Below are 24,278 nucleotides of genomic sequence, written 5' to 3'. Positions count from 1 at the left end.
GAAACTCCTCCCACTCTGGTGGTGATCTTGTTTAGTGGGCGTCGATTCAAAATGGCCCTGGTTATCTAGACTATTGCAGCCCGCATGCCAGCTTTTTCAAAGAAAAAAATCGTTTTAAATCAATATGTTAGATCTGACGTATAAATCATGACGGACGCATCCTGCACGATGGGCCGTGCAGGGTCGTGCGTATTGCACGATCGTTTCCCGGCAACTTTGATTATTTTTGAATTGAGAGGAGAGCGCGGATGTCAGAAAAGAACGCAGGTAATCGCCTCAACGGCGATTTTCGTGCAAAAAACCAGAGAAATCAGTCCATTAGCTAATGGATGAGTAGAGAGCTACCCTGCCATGGCCGGAATGGATCAGAATCAACCATGCAACTTGCCCGATTTTTCCGGGACTAACTCAAGATCATTCATTAAAGGAGCGCAGGAACATGGAATCAGCCACTGAGCATCAAGGCCGCATTCTGCTGGTGGATGACGAATCCGCCATTCTGCGAACCTTCCGCTATTGCCTTGAAGATGAAGGCTATAGCGTCGCCACCGCGAACAGTGCAGCGCAGGCCGATGCGTTGCTGCAACGTCAGGTGTTTGATCTGTGCTTCCTTGATCTGCGCCTGGGTGAAGACAATGGCCTGGATGTGCTGGCCCAGATGCGCATTCAGGCACCCTGGATGCGGGTGGTGATCGTCACCGCTCACTCGGCTGTCGACACCGCCGTGGATGCGATCCAGGCCGGTGCCGCCGACTACCTCGTCAAACCTTGCAGCCCCGACCAGTTGCGTCTGGCCACCGCCAAACAGCTGGAAGTTCGGCAGCTCTCGGCACGGCTGGAAGCCCTTGAAGGCGAAGTGCGTAAACCCAAGGACGGTCTGGATTCCCATAGCCCGGCCATGAAAGTGGTACTCGAAACCGCACGCCAGGTCGCCAGCACTGACGCCAACATTCTGATTCTCGGCGAGTCCGGTACCGGTAAAGGTGAACTGTCCCAAGCCATCCACGGTTGGAGCAAACGCCAGAAGAAATCCTGCGTCACCATCAACTGCCCGTCGCTGACGGCGGAATTGATGGAAAGTGAACTCTTCGGCCACAGCCGAGGCGCCTTCACCGGTGCCAGCGAAAGCACCTTGGGTCGGGTCAATCAAGCGGACGGCGGCACCTTGTTTCTCGACGAGATCGGCGACTTTCCCCTGACGTTGCAACCCAAGTTGCTGCGTTTTATCCAGGATAAGGAATACGAGCGCGTGGGTGATCCCGTGACCCGCCGCGCCGATGTGCGCATCCTCGCCGCGACCAACCTGAACCTCGAAGACATGGTGCGCGACGGTCGTTTCCGTGAAGACCTGCTCTATCGCCTGAACGTCATTACCTTGCACTTGCCGCCACTGCGCGAGCGCCGGGAGGACATTCTGAACCTGGCCGACCGTTTCCTGGCGCGTTTCGTCAAGGAGTACGCACGTCCGGCACGTGGCTTTAGCGACGAGGCTCGCGAAGCGTTGCTGGGTTACCGCTGGCCCGGCAACATCCGCGAACTGCGTAACGTGGTGGAGCGGGCGAGCATTATCTGCCCTCAGGAACGGGTCGAGATCAGCCACTTGGGCATGGCCGAGACCCCGACCAACAACGCCCCTCGAATCGGTGCGGCGTTGAGCCTGGATGAATTGGAGAAAGCCCACATCGGTGCCGTCCTCGCCACCGCCGATACCCTCGATCAGGCGGCCAAGACACTTGGCATCGATGCCTCGACCCTGTATCGCAAACGCAAGCAGTACAACCTGTGAGCCGGCAATGAAACTGGCGATGAAGCTGCGTACTCGGCTGTTCCTGAGTATTTCGGCGCTGATTACCGTGGCGCTGCTTGGGCTCTTGCTCGGGCTGGTCAGCGTGATGCAGATGGCTGGCACCCAGGAAGTGCTGGTTCGCAACAACTTTGTCACGCTGGACCTGGGCTTGAAATTGCGTCAGGCCTTGGGCGATCAACTGATGATCATGATCGACGAAAATCCCGATCCCGCAGCGTTCCAGGCCTCCCGGCAGCACTACCTCGAGCTGCTTGACGAAGGCATTTCCCTTCAGCAATCCGGCAATGGCGGCTACGGTTTCACACAGGCGAAGGCTGACTACCTCGACTTTCTTCAGGCCTACGATCAAACACAAGCCTCGGTGCCCGTATTGACCGGCAACGAGGCGCTGTTGGAAAAATTCAATACCCTGCGCAGCGGTCTCGTCTCCGAACAAAAGCGTTCCCTGGATAACATCAATGACATCGAACGCCAGGCCCGGGAACGCGCGTTGCTGATTGCCGGGCTGCTCGGTTTGATAGGGCTGGCCGTGCTGATCATCGGGTTCGTGACCGCCCATGCAATCGCCCGGCGGTTTGGCGCTCCGATTGAAGCGTTGGTCCAGGCTGCCGACGACATCGGCCAGGGTAATTTCGAGGTGACACTGCCGGTTTCCTCCGCCGAGGAAATGAACCAGCTGACCAAGCGCTTCGGCATCATGGCAGAGGCGCTACGTGAGCATCAGGCGATGAACATCGACGAGCTGCTCGCCGGTCAGCAGCGTTTGCAAGCGGTACTCGACAGCATCGACGATGGGTTGTTGATGATCGACCGCGAAGGGTATCTGGAACACCTCAACCCCGTGGCCCAGCGTCAGTTGGGGTGGGACACCGACCGACTCGGTCAAGGGCTGGGCACAGCGCTCGATCGTCCTGAACTGGATGAGCAGCTGCAATTGGTGCTGCGCGGCGGGACCCTGGAGCGGGCGCCGGAAGACCTGAGTATTGAGGTCGACGGTGAGTCGAGGTTACTGACGTACAGCCTGACGCCTGTCAGCCATACGCAGGGCCACATTCTTGGCGCCGTGATGGTGCTGCATGACGTCACAGAACAGCGTGCATTCGAACGGGTGCGCAGCGAGTTCGTCTTGCGCGCCTCCCATGAGTTGCGCACCCCGGTGACCGGGATGCACATGGCCTTCGGGCTGTTCCGCGAACGGGCGAAATTTCCTGAAGACTCTCGCGAAGCCGATTTACTGGACACCGTGAACGAAGAAATGCAGCGCTTGATGCAGCTGATCAACGACCTGCTGAATTTCTCGCGCTACCAAAACGGGTTGCAGAAACTCACGCTGGCGCCTTGTTCCATTGAAGAGTTACTGGAACAGGCTCAGGCACGCTTTGCCGGGGCTGCGGCGCAGAAGGGTATTGAGCTGCGGGTGGAAGTGCAGGGGCCGTTACCCCGATTGCAGGCCGACCAGGCGCAATTGGACCGGGTGCTCGATAACCTGATCGATAACGCTTTGCGTCATACCGCCCAGGATGGACTGATACGTTTGCAGGCGCGGCGCCATGGCGAGCGAGTGATTATCAGCGTTGAAGACAACGGTGAAGGCATTGCCTACGGTCAGCAGGGGCGGATCTTCGAGCCCTTCGTCCAGGTCGGACGCAAGAAGGGCGGTGCCGGGCTTGGTTTGGCGTTGTGCAAGGAAATCGTTCAGTTGCATGGCGGGCGAATGGGCGTTTATTCGCGGCCGGGACAGGGCACGCAGTTCTACATGGCGCTGGCGGTGTAGACCCAGCAGTCTGCTCAGGCTTCATCATCCAGGCGTCGATTGCTCAATCGGCGCCCACGGGTAATCAGTTCGATGAACTGCACGGCGCTCAGTGCATGGGCGAACAGCCAGCCCTGACCATACTTGACGCCTTCGCTGCTCAGAAACGCCGCTTGGGCTTCATGTTCTATGCCCTCGGCAATCACCCTGAGTTGCAGGGCCTGGGCCATATGAATGATGTGCGGTGCCACGCCGCTGCTGGCGGCATCATGGCCCAGCGCATCAATGAACGCCTTGTCGATTTTCAGGCAGTCCACCGGCAGGGTTTGCAGGTAGGCGAGGCTGCAATAGCCCGTGCCGAAATCATCGATCAGGACCTGATGCCCGACATCGCGCAAGGCTTGCAGGTTTTCCCTGGCCACCACTACATCGATCAAGCCCCGCTCAGTCACCTCAAAAGCAATCTGCTTTGCCGCGACCCGGTGCAAGGTCAGCAGGCGTGCCATCACCTGGCCGATACGCGGCACCATGACGTCGCAAGCTGCAAGGTTGACGGAGATGTACAACTGCGGATTGGCGCGTAGCAGTTGCCCCAGTTGTTCGAGAAGTCGCTGCAATACGAAGTCGGTCATCTGGCGGATCTGGCCGGTGTTTTCCGCCATCGGGATAAACAGGTCGGGGCTGGTCAGCGTGCCGTCCGGCCTTCGCCAGCGCAGCAAGGCTTCGGCCCCGACACAGTTGCGGCTGTCGAGATCGAAGATCGGCTGATACAACACCTGCAATTCGCCCCGTCGAATGGCGCCGTTCAGTTCAGCGTCCAGTGACTGACGCTGGCGCACCAGCAGAAACACCATGAAACCGACCAAGGCACTCAGCGCCAGACTGGCCGGCAGCAGCCACCACCACACGGCTGGCACATGCATGTTCGTGCGTGGGGTGATCAGCACCAATTGGTATTCGGGGTTGTTGGTGGGCATGCGGTAAATCAAGCGGGTTTGTGTCACCTGCAGCGCATCGCGGCTTTCCAGGGGCCAGAACTCCGTGGGCGGCCAGGCCTGTGCGGCACCGAGGACAGGAATCGCACGAGTGCCATGGGAGAGCACCACCAGCAGGCTACTGCCCGGGGAGAGATCGACCATGTCGGTCAAATGGCCACGAGAGGTAGCGACCCGAAAGTTGCCGCGTCCCAGCATCAGCGCAGCACGGTTTTCATCGGGCTCGGTGGTGGTGTTCAGCCAGTAGCTGTAGGTGGGGCCTTTGATGTCCGGTGGTCGACTTAATGACAGCCCTACCTGGCGAGGTCGATTCGAGCAAATCCGCGAGGCGTCCATGTAGGCCGCTTCGTAAACAAATCGGTAGTTGAAGCTGACCTGTTGCAAGGTTGCGATCATTTCATCATCGCAGCTACGCAGGGGCTGGGCTTCCAGATCGTCGAGGCTTTCGCGTAGCTGCCCGAATAGCTGTTCAAGCCGGGCGAGGAAACGCTCGCCCTGGGCATTCATTTCCTGGCTTTCCCGCTGCTCCACTTGATGCATCGCCAGAAACAGGCTGGCGGTCATCAATAGCGTTGCACTCAAGGCAGCAGCCAGCGTCGCCAAAAACCAAGGGCGATAGAACCAGCTACGGAGCGTCTCTCGAGCTACAGCCATTATGGATATCCGAAGAATTACCAATGAGTTATAGCTGCTGATTGAGAAAAAGCCCTTACCGTCGGGCGGCCGTCATTATTTTGTCTGATTCAAAACTTGTAGAAGCGCCGCCGTCTGAGCGTCAGGAGTGCCATCGAATCGAGCGGGGCGGAAATGCATTTGAAAGGCCGCCAGTACATGGCGCGTGGCGACATCAAGCTCGCCCGTTTGTGGCGTGGCATAACCCAGTCGGGCCAGCTGTCCCTGATACCAGCTGATGCTCGGCAGTTCTGCTGCGAACTGGGTTTGCTGGCGTGCGACGGCCTGCTCGTTTGGCCAGACGCCTATGCCTTCGCCGGCCAGACGCTTCCAGGGGAACAGCGGGCCGGGATCGAGCTTGCGCAGCGGCGCGATGTCGCTGTGCCCGATGATGGAACGAGGGTTGATGTTGTAACGCTTGCTGATGTCTTTGAGCAGGAAGATCAGCGACTGAACCTGATCTTCACTGTAGGGATACCAAAGGCGGCCCGTTGGAGTGTCTTTGAAGCCAGGATTGACGATCTCGATGCCGATGGAGCTGGAGTTCAGCCAGGTCCGGCCTTGCCATTCGCTTTCGCCTGCGTGCCAGGACCGAAGATTTTCATCCATCAGCTTATAGATGGTGGCGCCTTTGTCGTCACCGATCAGGTAGTGACTGCTGACCTCGCCGTGGGTCAGCAATTGCAGGGAGCGCTCGAGGGAGGCGGAGGTGTAATGCACCACCACGAACTGAATACGACTGTCGTGATTGGCTGAAGGGTGGCTGGTGTCGATCCGCGGGCCGCTGGCACAACCGGCCAACAGGAGCAGCGACGTAAAGAAGGCAAGACATTTCATGGCAGGAGGCAGTACACGCAAGTCAGTAATGCAACAGTGTAACGTACTGACTTGCGCGCAGAGCGCAAAAGCGCTGTTTTAAATAAAATGGAACAATTGGCTGTCAACCAGCCTCGACGCGATTGCGACCAGCATTTTTCGCACGGTATAGCGCCTGATCGGCTCTTTTAAGCACCAGGTCGCTGTGTTCTCCGGGTTTGAATGCCGTAAAACCTATGGAAATGGTGATGGTCACCCGCTCGCCCTTGAAGTGAAAAGGGCAGGCTTCAATCGATGCGCGCAAAGTATCCAGCAGTTGTGCGCCATTTATCGGTGACGTGTCTGGCATCAGCAAGACAAACTCCTCACCCCCGAACCGCGCAATGAAATCCGTCCCGCGCAGGCGTTTGCGCAACACGTTGGCAATGATTTTCAGCACTTTGTCACCTGCCAGGTGACCGTAGTTATCGTTGATGCGTTTGAAGTGGTCGAGGTCGAGCATCGCCAGCAACAGGATGTTGCCGTGTTGCTGCCATTCGCGGACTTCGTGTTCCAGCCGCTCACTCCAGGCCGCGCGATTGGGCAGGCCGGTGAGGGGATCGAGCAGCGCTTTCTGCCGTTGTTCTTCAAGGTGTTCGCGGTAGCCCAGCGCTTCCTGTTCCATGTGCGCCACGCGTTCGGCCAGGCTTTGCAACCGAGCCGCGACTTCCTGCTCACGTTCGTCGCGCTGTTTCTGGTGTTGATCCATGGTGCCGAGCAGGCCTTCGAGGCGGTTCTCCAAGACGTGCTTGAGGTCGTCCAGGTCCGCCGCCTCTTGCACGCTGCTCTGCAGGCCGTCGACTTGCTCGCGAATCTGCGTATCCATCTCGCGTGCAGCCGAGCGGTTGTCGGCATGGCCGTCGCTGGCAGCTTGCAAGTTGCTCTGGAACGATTCGAGACGTTCGTTGAGTTGTTGCAGGTACGCTTCGAATTCGTGCTGGCCGCTGTCGGTGATCGCCAGCATCAACGTCGCCAGATCATCGAGGATCGGGATCAGTTCGTACCAGTTCAACCCGTTTTGCAGACGATCACGCATCGCTTCGGCTTGTGGTCGATGGCGTTCGGGCAGCGTCAGGTCGTCGAGGAGGCCAAGGAGCGTGTCTTCGATATGCTTGGCGACTGAACTATAGGACGGCTCGGGTGAGTCGGGCAGGGCGTAGAGAACTTCCTCTGGCGCCAGGTGCTCTGTCTCGATGGTCACCGGGGTCAGTTCATCCGGGTTGACTGCCTGTAGCTCTTGCTCGGCTGGCGTTGGATCTATCGGTTGTTCGATGTTCGGCTGGGTCTGTGGCTCTACCGCTTGCGCAGATGCAGTCTCTGACTGAAGCACAGGCGGGACAAACACCACCAATTCCGGAGCAGGTTCTATTGCCTGTACTTCCAGTGATTCAGGGATCGCAGCGGCAGGTTGGACGTCGATGACCGTTGGCTGTTCGACTGGCGGATGCTCCACCGCGGGTGCGAGATCAACCGTTGCCGGCGGGGTCTCGGCAATCGGTTCGACAGTTTGCAGGAGCGGCGCTTGCACCGCAGGAACGGTGGCCTGCGGGGTGGCCTCATCCGCTTCCCGGTTACCAAACAGGCGCTGCAGAAAACCGGGGCGATCAGGTTCTGCCGGGTTATCCAGTTGACGTAAGGCTTTGCCTTGCAGGCCACTCAGTTCGCTGAGCAGCAACGGAATCTCACGGGCCTGACTGACTCGACCATCCAGTTGTTTGGCAAAGTTCTTCAGCGTCCGGCTGACTTCGCGAGGCAGTGGCAGTGTTTGCAGCTGAGTCACCAGCGCAGTCAATGCGGCGCTGGTCTGGTTGACCCGGGTTTCCCGGCGCTGCTCGGAGTCGAGTACGGCTTTTTCCAGGCGTGGAAGCAGGGCGGCCAGACCGGCGTCCATGTCATCGGTGCGCACGACTTCGCGCATTTCCTTCATGCACTGGTCAACGGCGCGATCGGTGCCTTCTGCGGCCAGGGTGCTGCGCACCAGCCCACGGCGCAGCAAGTCGAGCCGGGCATCCCATCGGCGTTCGAGCTTTTCCTGTTGTTCGATGCTTTTAAGGTATTTCTCTTTCCAGCGCTGTGTTTCGTCGCTCATTCATGGGATCCGCGAAGGGGCAGGACTCAACGCGGGGAATGCATCGGCCGTGAGCGAACCCGGCAGACGAATCTCTACCGCGACGGGCAGGTGATCTGAAATCGGTTGTGCCAGCACTTCGACCTTTTCAAGGGTCAGAGTGGGGCTGAGCAGAATATGGTCGAGGCAGCGCTGCGGGCGCCAGCTGGGGAAGGTCGCTTCCAGTTGCGGTGCTAGCAGACCGAGGTCACGCAACGGGGAGTTCTGCAGCAAATCACTGGCGTGGGTGTTCATGTCGCCCATCAGCACCTGGTGTTTGTAACCGCCGATCAACTCGCGGATGTAAGCCAGTTGCATGCTGCGAGCCCGAGCGCCCAGCGCCAGGTGCATCATCACCACCACCAGCGCCTCCGGACCTTCGCCGAAACGCACCAGAATCGCCCCGCGGCCCTTGGGCCCCGGCAGCGGATGATCTTCGATTGCCCACGGGCGCAGGCGGCTGAGCACGCCATTGCTGTGCTGGCCGAGGCGACCGAGATTGCGATTGAGTTGTTGATACCAGTAGGGAAAGGCGCCGAGCTGCGCCAGGTGTTCAACCTGATTGACGTAGCCTGATCGCAGGCTGCCGCCATCGGCTTCCTGCAAGGCGACCAGATCGAAGTCGCCCAGCAGATTGCCGATCTTTTGCAGATTGTCGGCACGCCCGGTGTGCGGCAGCAGATGCTGCCAGCCTCGGGTCAGGTAGTGCCGATAGCGCTCGGTACTGATGCCGACCTGGATATTGAAACTGAGCAAGCGCAGACGGCTGTCTGCGGGCAATCCCGTCGATTCCAGGTGATGCTCGTTGACCCGCGGATCATGCAGGCCAACGACACGTTCAGTTCCCCAGCGGCGCATGGCGGGCCCCGCGCTTAGTTGGCAGCAGCCTTGTTAGCCGCTCGCTCTTTGTTGACGAGTTTGTCGGCCAATTCCAGCGCTTTTTCGGCACCGCCGGCAGAGCCCACGTCAAAGCGGTATTTGCCGTTGACGATCATGGTTGGGACGCCGGAGATTTCATATTTCTTTGCCAGTTCTTTGGCTTTGTTGATCTGGCCCTTGATGGCGAAGGAGTCGAAGGTGGCCAGGAACTTGTCCTTGTCTACGCCTTGAGTGGCCAGGAAGTCGGCCATGTCGTCTTTGTCGGTCAGTTTCTTGTGTTCTTTCTGGATTGCGTTGAATACCGCAGCGTGAACCTTGTTCTCTACGCCCATCGCTTCAAGGGTCAGGAACATCTGGCCGTGTGCGTCCCATGGGCCGCCGAACATGGCAGGGATACGGACGAAGTTCACGTCGGAAGGCAGTTTCTCGACCCAAGGGTTGATCACCGGTTCAAAAGCGTAGCAATGCGGGCAGCCGTACCAGAACAGCTCCACGACTTCGATCTTGCCAGGCACGGCGACCGGAACCGGATTGGTCAGTTCGACATAAGGGGCGGCGGGTGCTTCGGCGGCTTGGGCAGTCATGCCGAACAGGCTGGCAGCGACGAGTGCGGCGCTGATGATCAGATTACGCATGCTTTACTCCTGGACAATTTGGGTCGCCTCGCGCGACCTGTTTTCAGACAGGTCCTGGCGGGCTTGAGTTCTGTAGTGTAACGGCAGCGGCCACAAAAAAGGGCGGCCTGAGCCACCCTTTTTATACTTGCTGCGACGGATTAATAGAGCGTTAACGTTGCAGGAGATGTACTTCCCGCGGCACGCCCTGTTCGCCGGTCTTAGTGCAGGCCTTGAATGTAGCTGGACACCGCAGCGATATCTTCGTCGCTGAGCTTTTTGGCAATGCTTTGCATTGGTTTGGTATCGCCATCGTTGGCACGACCGCCTTCTTCCTTGCGGAAGTCGGTCAATTGCTTGGCAACGTATTGAGCGTGCTGACCACCCAGATGCGGGAAGCCGGCAGCCGCGTTGCCCTTGCCATCCGGAGAGTGGCAGCCGGTGCAGGCTGGCAGGCCCTTGGCCAGGTCGCCACCGCGGAACAAGGCCTCACCGCGAGCCACGACTTTCGGGTCGGCGGCGCCAACGCTGCCTTTCTGGCTGGCGAAGTAAGCGGCGATATCAGCCAGGTCCTGATCGCTCAGGTTGGTCAGCAGGCCGGTCATTTCCAGAACGGTGCGTTTGCCGGACTTGATGTCGTGCAGCTGCTTGTTCAGATAACGCTCGCCCTGGCCTGCCAGTTTCGGAAAGTTAGGCGCCATGCTGTTGCCATCCGGGCCATGACAGGCGCCACATACTGCGGCTTTCGCCTGACCAGCAGTTGCATCACCTGCAGCATGGGCTACGCCGGAGATCCCCACGGTCAACAGCAGACTCACGATCAATTTGTTCATCAGCTAATCCAACTACGGCTAAGGGTTAAAGAGTTATGGACCGGGATCACTCGCTCATCCACTGGATGATTGCCTGGTAATCCTCGGCACTGCAGTCCATGCACAAACCACGCGGCGGCATCGCCTTGAAACCCTGGGTCACGTGTTGCACCAGCGTCCCCATACCTTTCGCCAACCTCGGCGTCCAAGCTTCCTGGTCGCCCTTTTTGGGAGCCATGGGTAGTTGGCCGGAATGACAGGCACCACAAACACGGTTGTACACAGCTTCCGGATCCTGTGTAGCCTGAGCGCTGTAAAGCGGCATCAAGACACCGGCAGCTAGCAGCCATTTCGTCATAAAACGACCTTTTCAGGGTTGAGAGCGTTCTGCGTTCTAATGCGCAATCAAGGTCAATCGCTCTCGTGAACTTCATCCTACGCTGGGACAAAGCGCACACAAAATCTGCGGCATTATATACTGGCGTCACTGAAACGGAAACGACACCGCTTGCCGCGTCCATTCCCGGCGCCGCCCACATCGGAAATCCCATGCAACTCAAGAACCCCATCCTCGGCCTGTGCCAACAGTCCACCTTCATGCTCAGCGCTGCCAAAGTCGATCAATGTCCCGACGACGAAGGCTTTGAAGTGGCCTTCGCCGGGCGTTCCAACGCCGGCAAATCCAGCGCGCTGAACACCCTGACGCACGCTAGCCTGGCGCGAACCTCGAAAACTCCGGGTCGCACGCAGCTCTTGAACTTCTTCAAGCTAGACGATGATCGTCGTCTGGTCGACCTTCCGGGTTACGGTTACGCGAAAGTGCCTATCCCGTTGAAGCTGCACTGGCAGCGTCACCTGGAAGCTTATCTGGGGGGTCGCGAGAGTTTGAAAGGCCTGATTCTGATGATGGACATCCGTCATCCAATGACCGATTTCGACCTGTTGATGCTCGACTGGGCCGTCGCCAGTGGCATGCCGATGCACATTTTGCTGACTAAAGCTGACAAGCTGACCTATGGCGCGGCGAAAAACGTGCTGCTCAAGGTTCAGGCAGACATCCGCAAAGGATGGGGCGATGCGATTAGCATCCAGCTGTTCTCGGCGCCAAAGCGCATGGGTCTGGAAGACGCCTACACTGTATTGGCAGGCTGGATGGAGCTGGCGGACAAAGGCTCCGAGGTTGCGGAGCAATAAATCGCAGGCAAAAAAAACCCCGGACTTCTTATGGGGAGGGGGAAGTTCCGGGGTTCAAGTTCCGGACCGCTAGGGCGGGGTCCAGATATCTGCCAACACTTAACACAACATAGGAGCATCGAAGGGCTTCACCAGCCATTCAGTAACTCTGAGTGGCAGTTCACAGGTTTAGTTCCGGAGCTTCAGAAACCATTTGTAATAAGTGTGATTTCTTTCCGAAATAAGGGCTCTTGACCCATCTGCCGCGGCACTATGCCGCAGCAGAAAACGCTCTTTCAGACGGCTCAGTGAGCCTCATCCCAGTTATTGCCTACGCCAACCTCGACCAGAAGCGGTACATCCAGCTTCACGGCGTCGCTCATGTGCACGCGAATTTCATCGCGGACCTGGTCGACCAGATCTTCACGCACCTCAAGCACCAATTCATCGTGCACCTGCAGGATGACTTTGGCGTCGAGGCCCGAGGAGGTCAGCCAGTTATCCACCGCCACCATGGCTTTTTTGATGATGTCCGCCGCCGTGCCCTGCATCGGGGCGTTGATCGCCGTGCGTTCGGCGCCTTTGCGCAGGGCCGGGTTTTTCGCGTTGATTTCCGGCAGGTACAGGCGTCGGCCGAAGATCGTTTCGACAAAACCTTGCTCGGCCGCCTGGGTGCGGGTGCGTTCCATGTACGCCAGAACACCCGGATAGCGGGCGAAATAACGGTCGATGTATGCCTGGGATTGCTTGCGATCAACGCCGATTTGCTTGGCCAGGCCAAACGCGCTCATGCCGTAGATCAAACCGAAGTTGATCGCCTTGGCGCTGCGACGTTGATCGGTGGTGACGTCGGCCAGTTCCACGCCGAACACTTCGGCGGCGGTGGCCTTGTGCACGTCCAGGTCATTGCGGAAGGCGTGCAGCAAACCTTCGTCCTTGGCCAGGTGCGCCATGATCCGCAGCTCGATTTGCGAATAGTCCGCCGCCAGCAGCTTGTAGCCCTTTGGCGCGACGAACGCCTGACGAATCCGCCGCCCTTCGGCCGTGCGGATTGGAATGTTCTGCAAGTTCGGATCGCTGGACGACAAGCGCCCGGTCGCCGCGACAGCTTGATGATAGGACGTGTGAATCCGCCCGGTGCGCGGGTTGATCTGTTCCGGCAGGCGATCGGTGTAAGTGCTTTTCAGCTTGCTCATCGAGCGGTACTGCATCAGCACTTTGGGTAAAGGGTAATCCTGCTCGGCCAGTTCCGCCAGGACGGCTTCGGCGGTGGACGCCTGGCCCTTGGCGGTTTTGCTGAGGATCGGCAACCCGAGCTTTTCGTACAGGATCACGCCCAATTGCTTCGGCGAGCCCAAGTTGAATTCTTCACCGGCGATGGCGAATGCCTCACGCTCCAGCGCGACCATTTTGTCGCCGAGCTCGACGCTTTGGATGCCCAGCAGGTTGGCATCGACCAACGCGCCCTGGCGTTCGATTCGCGCCAGTACCGGCACCAACGGCATTTCGATTTCGCTCAGGACTTTGCTCAGGCTCGGAATGGCATTGAGCTTTTCCTGCAAGGTCTGGTGCAGGCGCAGCGTCACGTCGGCGTCTTCGGCGGCGTAAGGCCCGGCCAGTTCCACCGAGATCTGGTCAAACGTCAGCTGCTTGGCACCCTTGCCGGCGATGTCCTGAAAACTCGTAGTGGTGTGGTTCAGGTACTTGAGCGCCAGGCTGTCCATGTCGTGGCGGGTCGCGGTGGAATCCAGCACGTAAGATTCGAGCATGGTGTCGAACGCGATGCCTTGCACGGTGATACCGCAATTCTGGTCGCCACCGATGGCGCAGTTGGCGAGGATGTTCATGTCGAACTTGGCGTGCTGGCCGACCTTGAGTTTGTTCGGATCTTCCAGAATCGGTTTCAGCGCGCGCAGCACGGTGTCGCGATCAAGCTGATCCGGCACACCCATGTAGGAATGGGTCAGCGGGATGTAGGCTGCTTCGTTGGCCTGTACAGCAAACGACAGGCCGACAAGCTGTGCCTGCTGCGCATCGATGCCGGTGGTTTCGGTATCAAAGGCGATCAATTTGGCGTCGTTGAGCTTCTTCAGCCACAGGTCGAAATCGGCCTGAGTGAGGATCGTGGTGTACTTGAGCTCGGTCTCGACAGCGGCTTCTTCAGCCACCGGCACGGTAACTTCCTGGCCGGAACGCTTGGCATCGCGCTGGTTTTCTTCGAACCAGCTCTTGAATTCGAGCAGGGTGTAGAGCTCAGCGAGTTTGTCGTGATCCGGCCGGCCCATTTGCAGGTCGTCGAGCCCGATGTCCAGCGGCACGTCGATCTTGATGGTTGCCAATTGATAGGAGAGGAATGCCATCTCCTTATGCTCTTCGAGCTTGGCCGGCAGGGTCTTGGCGCCGCGAATCGGCAGGGTCGGCACGATGTCGAGCTGTGCGTACAGCTCGGTCAGACCGCCGTTCACACCCACCAACAGGCCGGAAGCGGTTTTAGGACCAATGCCTGGAACGCCCGGAATGTTGTCGGAAGAATCGCCCATCAGTGCCAGATAATCGATGATCTGCTCGGGAGCGACGCCGAATTTCTCCTTCACGCCCTCCACGTCCAGCGCGCTACCGGTCATGGTGTTGACCAAGGTAATGTGGCCGTCGACCAGTTGCGCCATGTCCTTGTCGCCGGTGGAGATCACCACTGGTCGGTCAGCTGCTGCGCTGCTGCGGGCCAAAGTGCCGATCACGTCATCGGCCTCGACGCCTTCAACGCACAGCAGCGGGAAGCCCAGCGCGATCACGCTCTGATGCAGTGGCTCGATCTGTACGCGCATGTCGTCGGGCATGCTCGGACGATTAGCTTTGTACTCGGCGAACATTTCGTCACGGAATGTCCCGCCCTTGGCGTCGAACACCACGGCGAACGGACTGTCCGGGTACTGCTTGCGCAGACTCTTGAGCATGTTCAACACGCCTTTGACCGCTCCGGTCGGCAAACCCTTGGAAGTGGTCAGCGGCGGCAGGGCGTGAAAGGCGCGATACAGGTAAGAAGAACCGTCCACCAGGACGAGGGGGGCTTGGCTCATGAGCAGGATCAACCTTTTCGGCGGGTCCGGCGCTAGAATAGCGGGACCGTTGACGACAAAGGGACAAGGTTATCATGCGCACACTAAATCGCCTGTTGCTGGCTGGCTTGTTTGCAACCGTTCCCCTGGCCGTCATGGCGGCGGATGATGCGCCCACACCGGAGCCGGAAGTCACGATCCGCACGGAAGGGGACAAAACGATTCAGGAGTACCGCCAAAACGGTTTCCTGTACGCGATCAAGGTCACGCCGAAGGGCGCACCGCCGTATTTCCTGGTGCGTGCGGATGGGACAGATGCAAACTTCATCCGCTCGGATCAGCCGGATATGCTGATTCCGTCGTGGAAGATTTTTGAATGGAAGTAGTTTCTTAATTTCAATCGGCGCTGGCTCATGCAGCGGCGCCCGTACTGGCAGTTTAAACATGTCTGTGTTCACCCCGCTGGCTCGGCCCGAGCTGGAAACCTTTCTCGCCCCATACGGGCTCGGCCGCCTGCTTGATTTCCAGGGAATTGCCGCCGGTAGTGAAAACACCAATTTCTTCATCAGCCTGGAGCAGGGCGAATTTGTCCTGACCCTGGTCGAGCGCGGTCCGGTTCAGGAGATGCCGTTCTTCATCGAACTGCTCGATGTGCTGCACGAGGCCGATTTGCCGGTGCCTTACGCACTGCGCACCACCGACGGCGTGGCCTTGCGCGAACTGGCCGGCAAGCCTGCGCTGTTGCAACCACGCCTGGCCGGCAAGCACATCAAGGAAGCCAACGCGCAGCATTGCGCCCAAGTCGGCGAGTTGCTGGGCCATCTGCATCTGGCGACCCAGGCCAACATGATCAAGCGCAAAACCGATCGTGGCCTGGACTGGATGCTGGAGGAGGGCACGCAGTTGCTCTCCCACCTGAATGCCGAGCAGAGTGATTTGTTGCAGCGGGCGCTGGACGAAATCACTCAGCAGAAGACGAAAATCCTGGCGTTGCCACGGGCCAACATCCACGCGGATCTGTTCCGCGACAACGCGATGTTCGAAGGCACGCACCTGACCGGGTTGATCGACTTCTACAACGCGTGCTCGGGGCCGATGCTCTATGACGTGGCGATTGCCTTGAATGACTGGTGTTCGGATGACGACGGGCTGATCGACGGGCCGCGGGCGCGGGCGTTGCTCGGGGCCTATGCCGCGTTGCGTCCGTTCACTGCCGCAGAGGCTGAACTGTGGCCGACCATGTTGCGCGTGGCGTGTGTGCGGTTCTGGTTGTCACGGTTGATTGCCGCGGAGTCGTTTGCCGGTCAGGACGTGTTGATTCACGATCCAATGGAGTTTCAGCAGCGGTTGGCGCAGCGGCAGAAGGTCAGTACGCCGCTACCGTTCGCCCTTTAACAGCTTCGCGGGCAAGCCTCGCTCCTACAGGTTTGTGTCGTGCACATTATCTGTGAACGGCACAAACTCCGTAGGAGCGAGGCTTGCCCGCGGATGGGGCGTCGCAGATCCCGCCGTTACAACGACTCCAGACACCCCGCCAAATCATTCCCCAACTTCTCCAGCACCTGCTCATACCCCTGCGCAGTCGCCGGCGTGTACCCGCCCAACGCATCCAGCTCCGCCAATTTCACCGGCAGGCCTGCCACCAGGGTTTCCGCCAGGCGCGGACGCAACGGCGGTTCACTGAACACACAGGTCTTGCCGACTTCCTGCAACCGCGTGCGCATCGCTGCGACGTGCTGGGCGCCCGGCTGGACTTCGGCGGCGACGCTGAATACGCCTGCGTGCTTGAGGCCGTAGGCGTCTTCAAAGTAGTCGAAGGCCTCGTGGAATACGAAGTACGGTTTGCCTGCGATGCCGGCCAGACGCGCTTTCAAGCGAAGATCCATTGCATCCAGACGCTCATCGAACGCCTTGAGGTTGCTCTGATAACGCGTGGCGTTGGCCGGATCGGTTGCACTCAAGTCAGCAGCCATTTTTGTGGCGATCACGCGAGCGTTTACCGGAGACAACCACAAATGCGCGTCCAGGCTGCCGGGGCGATGATCGTGGTCATGCTCATCGGCTTCTTCCGCGTGCGAATGGTTGTCTTCGCCGAAGTGGCGAAGTTTCAGTCCCGGCAGATCCTGCACAGCGACGCTCGGCAGCGTTCGACCGTTCAGCACGCGAGGCAGGAACCCTTCCATGTCCGGACCGATCCAGTAAACCAGATCCACCGATTGCACCTTCCGTACGTCGGAAGGACGCAAGGCATAGTTATGCGGTGAAGCGCCCGGTGGTAGCAGCACTTCCGGGATTGCCACGCCGTCCTGCACCGCAGCGGCAATCAGCTGTAGCGGCTTGATGCTGGTGAGGACTTTGACGTCGGCTTGAGCTGGGCAAATGAACAGAAAACTTGCGGCAAATGTGACAAAGATAGAAAAAAGTCGGGACACGATGACCACTCGAAGAGGCGAGAACGGGTAACATAATAACGTCTCTCACAAAACTCGTCGCCGCTCATGCCTAAAACACCGATTGCCAGCCGTCCACACGACCACTCTCATTGCGTACATAGCGCACTGACTGAGGCCGATGCCTTGTGCGCACGTCAAGGCCTGCGCCTGACCGCCTTGCGTCGGCGGGTGCTGGAGCTGGTGTGGCAAAGTCACAAGCCGTTGGGTGCCTACGACATTCTCGCGGTACTCAGTGAGCAGGATGGCCGCCGCGCTGCGCCGCCTACCGTGTACCGTGCGCTGGATTTCCTGTTGGAAAACGGCCTCGTCCACCGCATCTCCTCGCTCAACGCCTTCGTCGGCTGCAATCACCCGGAGCATGCCCATCAGGGTCAATTCCTGATCTGCCGCGAATGTCACGCCGCCATTGAGCTCGAACAGAAATCCATCAGCGACGCGATCATCAGCAGCGCCAAGGATGTCGGTTTCGTCGTCGAAGGCCAGACCGTTGAAGTGGTCGGCCTCTGCTCGGGTTGCCAGGGGGCTTGATGAGCAATGCGCTGATTCGCCTCGAGCAGGTTGTCGTCACCTTTGCCGGGCAAAACGTGCTGGATAACATCGAGCTGAGCGTCGAGCCGGGGCAGATCGTCACCCTGATCGGCCCGAACGGCGCGGGCAAGACCACGCTGGTGCGCGCGGTGCTCGGTCTGTTGAAGCCGGACAGCGGCAGCGTCTGGCGCAAGCCGAAACTGCGGGTCGGTTACATGCCGCAAAAACTTCACGTCGATCCGACGCTGCCGTTGTCGGTACTGCGCTTTTTGCGTCTGGTGCCTGGCGTGGACCGTGCCAGGGCCTTGGCGGCACTCAAGGAAGTCGGCGCCGAGCAGGTGATCGACAGCCCGGTGCAAAGTGTTTCCGGTGGCGAGATGCAGCGTGTGCTGCTGGCTCGAGCCCTGCTGCGTGAGCCGGAACTGCTGGTGCTCGACGAACCGGTGCAAGGCGTCGATGTGGCCGGCCAAGCCGAGCTCTACAGCCTGATCACGCGGCTGCGCGACCGTCACGGCTGCGGGGTATTGATGGTCTCCCACGATTTGCACCTGGTCATGAGCACCACCGACCAGGTGGTCTGTCTGAATCGTCATGTCTGCTGCTCCGGGCACCCGGAACAAGTCAGCGGCGATCCGGCTTTCGTCGAGCTGTTCGGCAAAAACGCACAAAGCCTGGCGATTTATCACCACCACCACGACCACGCCCATGACCTGCATGGTTCGGTGGTCAACGCGGCCCCGACGGCCCAACCCCATGTCCATGGAGATAGCTGCAAGCATGGCTGATTTTCTGCTCTACGCCCTGCTTGCAGGTCTGGCTTTGGCGCTGGTCGCAGGACCGCTGGGTTCGTTCGTGGTCTGGCGGCGCATGGCCTATTTCGGCGACACCTTGTCCCACGCGGCCTTGCTCGGCGTGGCATTGGGCTTTCTGCTGGATGTCAGCCCTACCGTTGCCGTCACCGTCGGTTGCTTGCTGTTGGCGGTGCTGCTGGTGACGTTGCAACAGCGTCAGCCGCTGGCGTCCGACACGCTTTTGGGAATTCTCGCACCAAGCACGCTCTCTCTGGGCCTGGTCGTACTAAGCTTCATGCACGAAGTGCGGATCGACCTGATGGCGTATCTGTTCGGTGACTTGCTGGCGATCAGCCCGACCGACTTGGCCTGGATACTCGGTGGCAGCGCTGGTGTTCTCGCGTTGCTGGTGACGTTGTGGCGGCCATTGTTGGCGATCACGGTGCATGAAGAACTGGCCCGGGTGGAAGGTTTGCCCGTGCCGGCGCTGCGCCTGGCCTTGATGTTGCTGATCGCGGTGGTGATCGCTGTGGCGATGAAAATCGTCGGTGTGTTGCTGATTACTTCGCTGTTGATCATCCCGGCGGCTGCGGCACAACGTCACGCTCGCTCGCCGGAACAGATGGCGCTGGGCGCGAGCCTGCTGGGCATGCTCGCAGTCTGTGGCGGGCTGGCGTTGTCGTGGTTCAAAGACACCCCGGCGGGCCCGTCGATTGTTGTGACGGCCGCCGCACTGTTTCTGCTGAGTTTTGTCCTGCCCCGTCGAGGGGTGTAGACTTGCTCGTTTTTTGCGCAAATAGAGAGTCGCAGGAATGAAGCTGTCAGCCTCCCGTTATCTGCTCCTTGTCGCATTTTCGCTGCTACTGGGCGCTTGCCAAAGCACGCCATCGGCCACCACTGCGGCGACCGATGCCCGGGCCACGGCCATCGCGCAGCTGGAACAAAACCTGGCCAGCAGCGAGCTGGCCACCGCCGAAGACCAGTTGGCGACCTTGCAGGCCCAGTCGCCAGACGATCCGTCCCTTGTGCAATATCAGCGGCAATTGGCCGAAGCCTATCTGCGTCGCAGCCAAATCGTGCTGCAAAAGGGCGATGTAAATGCGGCCGCTACGGCGCTGGCCCGGGCCCGGGCATTAATGCCAAAGGCTCCGGCGCTGACGGGTGGGGTCAACAACGCCATCGTCAATGCCCGTAAAGCTGAACTGGACAGGGCTGAAGCGGCGCTCATGGCAGCCGAGGCCAAGCCACCGGCCAAAGTCATTGATCCTACGGCTGAGAGCACCACAATTGCGTTGAACCTCACGGATATGAGCAAACTTCGCCGTCAATTGGATGCGATTGCCGCCGATGTGGTGAATTACCAGTGCGATGTCAGCATTCAGGCGCCGCGTACCCAGGATTACCCATGGTTGGCGACGTTGCTGACTAAACGGGTGAAGAAGCTGGATTCGGGGTTCGATCTGAATCTGCAGAAGCAGATCCTGCGCAACGTTCCGGCGCAGATCGTCTTGAGTCCGCGTAAACCCTGAAAGCGTCGCGAGCAGGCTCGCTCTCACAGTGAATCGGGGTTGATTACACTTTCTATGATCAAACCCCAACCCTGTGGGAGCGAGCCTGCTCGCGAAGGCGTCCTCCCTAACGATACAAAACCTTAAGCCGGAATCGCCTTGGCCTTAGGCTCCCGATCCCAAACCCGATGCTGCCCGATGGCGGCAAAGAACGGTTTGATCAACTGGGCATCCGCACCCACGACCAGCCCCGCATCCACCTCAAGCTTCAACACGTCCAGCAACTGCTTCGCCTCGCCATGCAGCGCAATCGCTTTCAAGTGTTTGTAAGCTTCCAACAGGTAATGCAGCGCTACGCCATCGCCACTCAACGCCTTGATCGACGCCGCGCCACCGGGTACGAACACCGCATCGAATGCCACCGAAGGCAAGCCTTCCATTGAAGCGTCCACCGGCAGTGTCTTGCCATCGGCGGTGGTCACTGGCGCGGAAGTCGGGCCGAGCAGCTTGGCGTGCGCACCTTCTGCCTTCAGCGCCTTCTTCATCGCATCAATCGCAGCACCATCGACACCGTTGGCCGCCAGAATCGCCACTTTCCGCGTTTTGATATCCCCCGGCAGCAGGTTGGCCTGGCTCAAGGCCGGTGAGCGATCGAGTGAAGTTTTACGCACTTCGACGGTGCCAGCCTTCGGCGCCGGCAAACCAAGGTTCTGCGCCACGCGTTTGGCCAGTTCCAGATCGATATTGGCCAGGATCTCGTTCACCTGACGTGCACGGATGAATTCACGCTCAACCTTGCCCAGCTCAAAGCTGTAAGCCGAGATGATGTGTTCCTGCTCGTGCTTGCTCATGCTGTGGAAAAACAGGCGCGCTTGGGAGAAGTGATCGCCGAACGACTCGCTGCGCTGGCGAATCTTGTTGGCGTCGATGCGCTCTGGATAGGTCTCGAATCCACCGTCCTGCGCGGCAGGCGGCGTTTCTTTCGGCCAACCGCCATCGATGGAATTCGGCTCGTAGGAGGCGCGCCCCTTGTCGATGGTGGTGCGATGCAGCGCATCCCGCTGGCCGTTATGGAAGGGTGCTACGGGACGGTTGATCGGGATCTCGTGAAAATTCGGCCCACCGAGTCGGCTGATCTGCGTATCGGTGTAGGAAAACAGCCGCCCTTGCAGCAGCGGATCATTGGAGAAGTCGATGCCCGGCACGATATGGCCCGGGCAGAACGCAACCTGCTCGGTTTCGGCGAAGAAATTATCCGGGTTGCGGTTGAGCACCATCTTGCCCAGCGGGGTAATGGGCACCAGTTCTTCCGGGATCAGTTTGGTCGGGTCGAGGATGTCGAAGTCGAAGTTATGTTCGTTTTCTTCTTCGATGACCTGCACGCCCAACTCCCACTCCGGGTAGTCGCCCATCTCGATCGACTCCCACAGATCGCGGCGGTGGTAATCGGTGTCTTTACCGGCGAGCTTCTGCGCTTCATCCCACACCAGTGAGCAAGTACCGGCGGTAGGGCGCCAGTGGAATTTGACGAAGCGTGATTTTCCTTCGGCATTGATCAAGCGGAACGTGTGTACGCCAAAGCCCTGCATGCTGCGCAGGCTTTTCGGGATCGCCCGGTCGGACATGGCCCAGATCACCATGTGCGCCGACTCTGGCACCAGCGAGACGAAATCCCAGAAGGTGTCGTGAGCCGAGCCGCCGGTAGGGATCTCGTTGTGTGGCTCCGGTTTCACCGCGTGCACGAAGTCAGGGAACTTGATCGCATCCTGAATGAAAAACACCGGCATGTTATTGCCCACCAGGTCGAAGTTGCCCTCGTCGGTGAAGAATTTCACGGCGAAACCTCGCACGTCCCGCACGGTATCGCCTGACCCACGCGGACCCTGCACCGTGGAAAAGCGCACGAAGACCGGGGTTTTCTTGCCGGGATCTTGTAGGAAACCGGCTTTGGTCAGTACGGAATGGTTTTCATAGGTCTGGAAAAAACCATGAGCGCCAGTGCCCCGAGCATGGACGATGCGCTCTGGAATGCGCTCATGGTCAAAATGCGTGATTTTTTCACGCATGATGAAGTCTTCCAGCAACGACGGCCCGCGCGCGCCGACCTTCAACGTGTTCTGGTTGTCCGAAACCTTCACGCCCTGATTGGTGCGCAGGGCTTGTTCGGTGGCGTCGGAGCGAAACTTTTCCAGGCTCTCGAGCTTGGCATTGGTGTTGCCGCGGTCCAGGGTATCGGTCCCGGCCAGTGCGCTTTTAGGTGCGGCAGGCTTTTTAGTACTCATCAGTCGTAAACTCCTCGTTGCGATCCCGTAGCCAGGACTTATATGCATTCCCCAGGCACGGCACCGGGGGCGTTTTCGAGTTGCCTTATTAGTGACTGGCGCGCTTTTTAGCCGTTCCTTTTTTCTAACCTTCGATCGCGTTATTGCCAAATGGAAGGTTGAATGCGGAATAAATGCTAATAACCTCTATACGGACAGGCTAAAATGCGCGCCCGGCTAACCGCTGACCCTTTTCCAACGCGCCCCACAAGGTTCGCTACGTGATCGAGTTTCAAAACGTCCACAAAACCTACCGCGTCGCCGGTAAGGATATTCCCGCCCTGCACCCGACCAGTCTGACGATTGAGAACGGTCAGGTCTTCGGCCTGATCGGTCACTCCGGCGCGGGAAAAAGTACCCTGCTGCGTCTGATCAATCGCCTGGAAGAATCCAGCGGCGGCAAGATCTTCGTCGACGGTGAAGAAGTCACCGCGCTCGACGCCAACAGCCTGCGCCGCTTCCGCCAGCAGGTCGGGATGATTTTCCAGCACTTCAACCTGCTGGCGTCCAAGACCGTGGCCGACAACGTCGCGCTGCCGCTGACCCTGGCCGGTGAACTGTCGCGCAGCGAGATTGACCAGCGTGTCGCCGAGTTGCTGGCGCGGGTCGGTTTGTCTGACCACGCCAAAAAGTACCCGGCGCAGCTGTCCGGCGGCCAGAAGCAGCGCGTCGGCATTGCCCGCGCCCTGGCGACCAAGCCAAAAATCCTGCTGTGCGACGAAGCCACCAGCGCCCTGGACCCGCAGACCACGGCGTCGGTCCTGCAATTGCTGGCTGAGATCAATCGCGAGCTGAAACTGACCATCGTCCTGATTACCCACGAGATGGACGTGATCCGCCGGGTCTGCGACCAGGTCGCCGTAATGGACGCGGGTGTGATCGTCGAGCAAGGTTCGGTGGCCCAGGTGTTCCTGCATCCGAAACACCCGACCACCAAACGTTTCGTGCAAGAAGACGAGCAGATCGATGAAAGCGAACAGCGTGACGACTTCTCCCATGTGCCGGGCCGCATCGTGCGTCTGACCTTCCAGGGCGAAGCGACCTACGCACCACTGTTGGGGACCGTCGCTCGGGAAACGGGCGTGGACTACAGCATCCTGGCCGGTCGTATCGACCGCATCAAAGACGTCCCTTACGGGCAATTGACCCTGGCTGTTACCGGTGGCGACATGGAGGCGGCGTTCGCCCACTTCACCGCAGCTGACGTCCACATGGAGGTCCTGCGCTGATGGAAGTCCTGACAAGTTTCTTCGTCAACATCGACTGGTTCGAAATCTGGCTGGCTACCGGCGATACCCTGCTGATGCTCTTCGGTTCGTTGTTGTTCACCGTGTTGCTCGGCCTCCCGCTGGGCGTGTTGTTGTTCCTGTGCAGTCCGCGTCAGTTGCTGGAATCCAGAACGCTATACGCCGTGCTGTCGCTGGTGGTGAACATCCTGCGTTCGCTGCCGTTCATCATTTTGCTGATCGTGATGATCCCGTTCACCGTGCTGATCACCGGCACCTCGCTCGGCGTCGCCGGTGCGATCCCGCCGCTGGTAGTGGGTGCCACGCCGTTCTTCGGGCGACTGGTGGAAACCGCCCTGCGTGAAGTGGATCGCGGCATCATCGAAGCCACCCAGGCCATGGGTGCGACGACCCGGCAGATCATCATCAACGCCCTACTGCCAGAAGCCCGCCCGGGCATTTACGCGGCGATTACGGTGACGGCTATTACACTGGTGTCCTACACGGCGATGGCCGGTGTGGTCGGTGCCGGTGGGTTGGGCGACCTGGCGATCCGTTTTGGTTATCAGCGTTTCCAGACCGATGTGATGATCGTCACCGTGGTGCTGTTGCTGGTGCTGGTGCAGGTTCTGCAAATGGTTGGTGACAAACTGGTCGTCCATTTCTCCAGAAAATAAACAGTTCTCGTAAACAAGACATGAGCCGGCCATTCGCTGGCAGGCGCCAAA

21 protein-coding genes are annotated in these 24,278 nt (G+C 59.2%); 11 read left to right on the top strand and 10 right to left on the bottom strand.

The window, feature by feature from the left end; genetic code table 11:
• Nucleotides 1-439 precede the first annotated feature (439 nt).
• Both algB and BLU63_RS09555 read left to right on the top strand, forming a co-directional pair.
• Nucleotides 440-1,786 carry a sigma-54-dependent response regulator transcription factor AlgB gene (algB, locus tag BLU63_RS09560; RefSeq protein ID WP_010465602.1) on the top strand — a complete coding sequence of 449 codons (1,347 nt, stop codon included), beginning with the start codon at nt 440-442 and terminating at the stop codon, nt 1,784-1,786.
• A 7-nt stretch (nt 1,787-1,793) separates the two neighbouring features.
• Nucleotides 1,794-3,581 (top strand): ATP-binding protein, encoded by a 1,788-nt coding sequence (locus BLU63_RS09555; protein WP_083375350.1) that lies wholly within the window; start codon nt 1,794-1,796, stop codon nt 3,579-3,581.
• Nucleotides 3,582-3,595: 14 nt separating this feature from the next.
• Here BLU63_RS09555 and BLU63_RS09550 read toward each other — a convergent pair whose 3' ends face one another.
• From BLU63_RS09550 to BLU63_RS09520, 7 genes are all read right to left on the bottom strand, one after another.
• Nucleotides 3,596-5,209: an EAL domain-containing protein gene (locus BLU63_RS09550; protein WP_083375349.1), complete on the bottom strand. Its 1,614-nt coding sequence runs from the start codon at nt 5,207-5,209 to the stop codon at nt 3,596-3,598.
• 75 nt (nt 5,210-5,284) lie between these two features.
• Nucleotides 5,285-6,064, bottom strand: coding sequence for an N-acetylmuramoyl-L-alanine amidase (locus BLU63_RS09545; protein WP_010465609.1), 780 nt, complete (start codon nt 6,062-6,064; stop codon nt 5,285-5,287).
• 103 nt (nt 6,065-6,167) lie between these two features.
• The gene (locus BLU63_RS09540; protein ID WP_083375348.1) at nt 6,168-8,171 is read right to left on the bottom strand and encodes a GGDEF domain-containing protein; all 2,004 of its coding nucleotides are present in this window, start codon (nt 8,169-8,171) and stop codon (nt 6,168-6,170) included.
• Nucleotides 8,172-9,047 (bottom strand): endonuclease/exonuclease/phosphatase family protein, encoded by an 876-nt coding sequence (locus tag BLU63_RS09535; RefSeq protein ID WP_010465613.1) that lies wholly within the window; start codon nt 9,045-9,047, stop codon nt 8,172-8,174.
• 14 nt (nt 9,048-9,061) lie between these two features.
• Nucleotides 9,062-9,703 (bottom strand): thiol:disulfide interchange protein DsbA/DsbL, encoded by a 642-nt coding sequence (locus tag BLU63_RS09530; protein ID WP_083375347.1) that lies wholly within the window; start codon nt 9,701-9,703, stop codon nt 9,062-9,064.
• A gap of 200 nt (nt 9,704-9,903) precedes the next feature.
• Nucleotides 9,904-10,515, bottom strand: a complete 612-nt coding sequence (locus BLU63_RS09525; protein WP_010465618.1) for a c-type cytochrome — start codon at nt 10,513-10,515, stop codon at nt 9,904-9,906.
• 46 nt (nt 10,516-10,561) lie between these two features.
• A complete protein-coding gene (locus BLU63_RS09520) occupies nt 10,562-10,852 on the bottom strand; it encodes a c-type cytochrome (RefSeq protein WP_010465620.1) in 291 nt (96 codons plus the stop codon).
• A gap of 191 nt (nt 10,853-11,043) precedes the next feature.
• Between BLU63_RS09520 and yihA the strand changes: the two genes are divergently transcribed.
• Complete coding sequence (yihA, locus tag BLU63_RS09515; protein WP_010465622.1) at nt 11,044-11,688, top strand: ribosome biogenesis GTP-binding protein YihA/YsxC; 645 nt, start codon at nt 11,044-11,046, stop codon at nt 11,686-11,688.
• 284 nt (nt 11,689-11,972) lie between these two features.
• Here yihA and polA read toward each other — a convergent pair whose 3' ends face one another.
• Nucleotides 11,973-14,744 carry a DNA polymerase I gene (gene polA, locus BLU63_RS09510; RefSeq protein ID WP_083375346.1) on the bottom strand — a complete coding sequence of 924 codons (2,772 nt, stop codon included), beginning with the start codon at nt 14,742-14,744 and terminating at the stop codon, nt 11,973-11,975.
• Between the two features lie 74 nt (nt 14,745-14,818).
• Here polA and BLU63_RS09505 point away from each other — a divergent pair, with 74 nt between their 5' ends.
• Both BLU63_RS09505 and BLU63_RS09500 read left to right on the top strand, forming a co-directional pair.
• Nucleotides 14,819-15,109, top strand: a complete 291-nt coding sequence (locus BLU63_RS09505) for a DUF2782 domain-containing protein (protein WP_076029142.1) — start codon at nt 14,819-14,821, stop codon at nt 15,107-15,109.
• 58 nt (nt 15,110-15,167) lie between these two features.
• Complete coding sequence (locus BLU63_RS09500; protein WP_083375345.1) at nt 15,168-16,118, top strand: homoserine kinase; 951 nt, start codon at nt 15,168-15,170, stop codon at nt 16,116-16,118.
• Between the two features lie 116 nt (nt 16,119-16,234).
• On the opposite strand, the gene BLU63_RS09495 is transcribed toward BLU63_RS09500, so the two are convergent.
• Complete coding sequence (locus BLU63_RS09495; RefSeq protein WP_083375344.1) at nt 16,235-17,155, bottom strand: zinc ABC transporter substrate-binding protein ZnuA; 921 nt, start codon at nt 17,153-17,155, stop codon at nt 16,235-16,237.
• A gap of 66 nt (nt 17,156-17,221) precedes the next feature.
• Here BLU63_RS09495 and zur point away from each other — a divergent pair, with 66 nt between their 5' ends.
• The 4 genes from zur to BLU63_RS09475 are packed head-to-tail and all read left to right on the top strand — an operon-like array spanning nt 17,222 to nt 20,024.
• On the top strand, nt 17,222-17,704 hold the full coding sequence (gene zur, locus BLU63_RS09490) for a zinc uptake transcriptional repressor Zur (RefSeq protein ID WP_010465632.1): 483 nt from the start codon (nt 17,222-17,224) through the stop codon (nt 17,702-17,704).
• Nucleotides 17,704-18,489, top strand: coding sequence for a zinc ABC transporter ATP-binding protein ZnuC (gene znuC / locus BLU63_RS09485; RefSeq protein ID WP_010465634.1), 786 nt, complete (start codon nt 17,704-17,706; stop codon nt 18,487-18,489). The genes zur and znuC overlap by 1 nt, the downstream gene beginning before the upstream one ends.
• Nucleotides 18,482-19,270, top strand: coding sequence for a zinc ABC transporter permease subunit ZnuB (znuB, locus tag BLU63_RS09480; protein ID WP_010465635.1), 789 nt, complete (start codon nt 18,482-18,484; stop codon nt 19,268-19,270). Before znuC ends, znuB begins: the two co-directional genes overlap by 8 nt.
• 37 nt (nt 19,271-19,307) lie before the next feature.
• Nucleotides 19,308-20,024 carry a PA5502 family lipoprotein gene (locus tag BLU63_RS09475; RefSeq protein ID WP_083375343.1) on the top strand — a complete coding sequence of 239 codons (717 nt, stop codon included), beginning with the start codon at nt 19,308-19,310 and terminating at the stop codon, nt 20,022-20,024.
• A 122-nt stretch (nt 20,025-20,146) separates the two neighbouring features.
• Here BLU63_RS09475 and katE read toward each other — a convergent pair whose 3' ends face one another.
• Complete coding sequence (gene katE / locus BLU63_RS09470; RefSeq protein WP_083375342.1) at nt 20,147-22,285, bottom strand: catalase HPII; 2,139 nt, start codon at nt 22,283-22,285, stop codon at nt 20,147-20,149.
• 260 nt (nt 22,286-22,545) lie between these two features.
• Between katE and BLU63_RS09465 the strand changes: the two genes are divergently transcribed.
• Both BLU63_RS09465 and BLU63_RS09460 read left to right on the top strand, forming a co-directional pair.
• A complete protein-coding gene (locus BLU63_RS09465) occupies nt 22,546-23,553 on the top strand; it encodes a methionine ABC transporter ATP-binding protein (protein ID WP_010465641.1) in 1,008 nt (335 codons plus the stop codon).
• Nucleotides 23,553-24,227 (top strand): methionine ABC transporter permease, encoded by a 675-nt coding sequence (locus BLU63_RS09460; protein WP_010465643.1) that lies wholly within the window; start codon nt 23,553-23,555, stop codon nt 24,225-24,227. Before BLU63_RS09465 ends, BLU63_RS09460 begins: the two co-directional genes overlap by 1 nt.
• Nucleotides 24,228-24,278: the final 51 nt, after the last annotated feature.

This window comes from Pseudomonas mandelii (assembly GCF_900106065.1).
In the GTDB taxonomy this organism is placed as follows: Bacteria; Pseudomonadota; Gammaproteobacteria; order Pseudomonadales; family Pseudomonadaceae; genus Aquipseudomonas; species Aquipseudomonas mandelii.
This window is presented reverse-complemented; position numbering and strand designations above follow the sequence as displayed.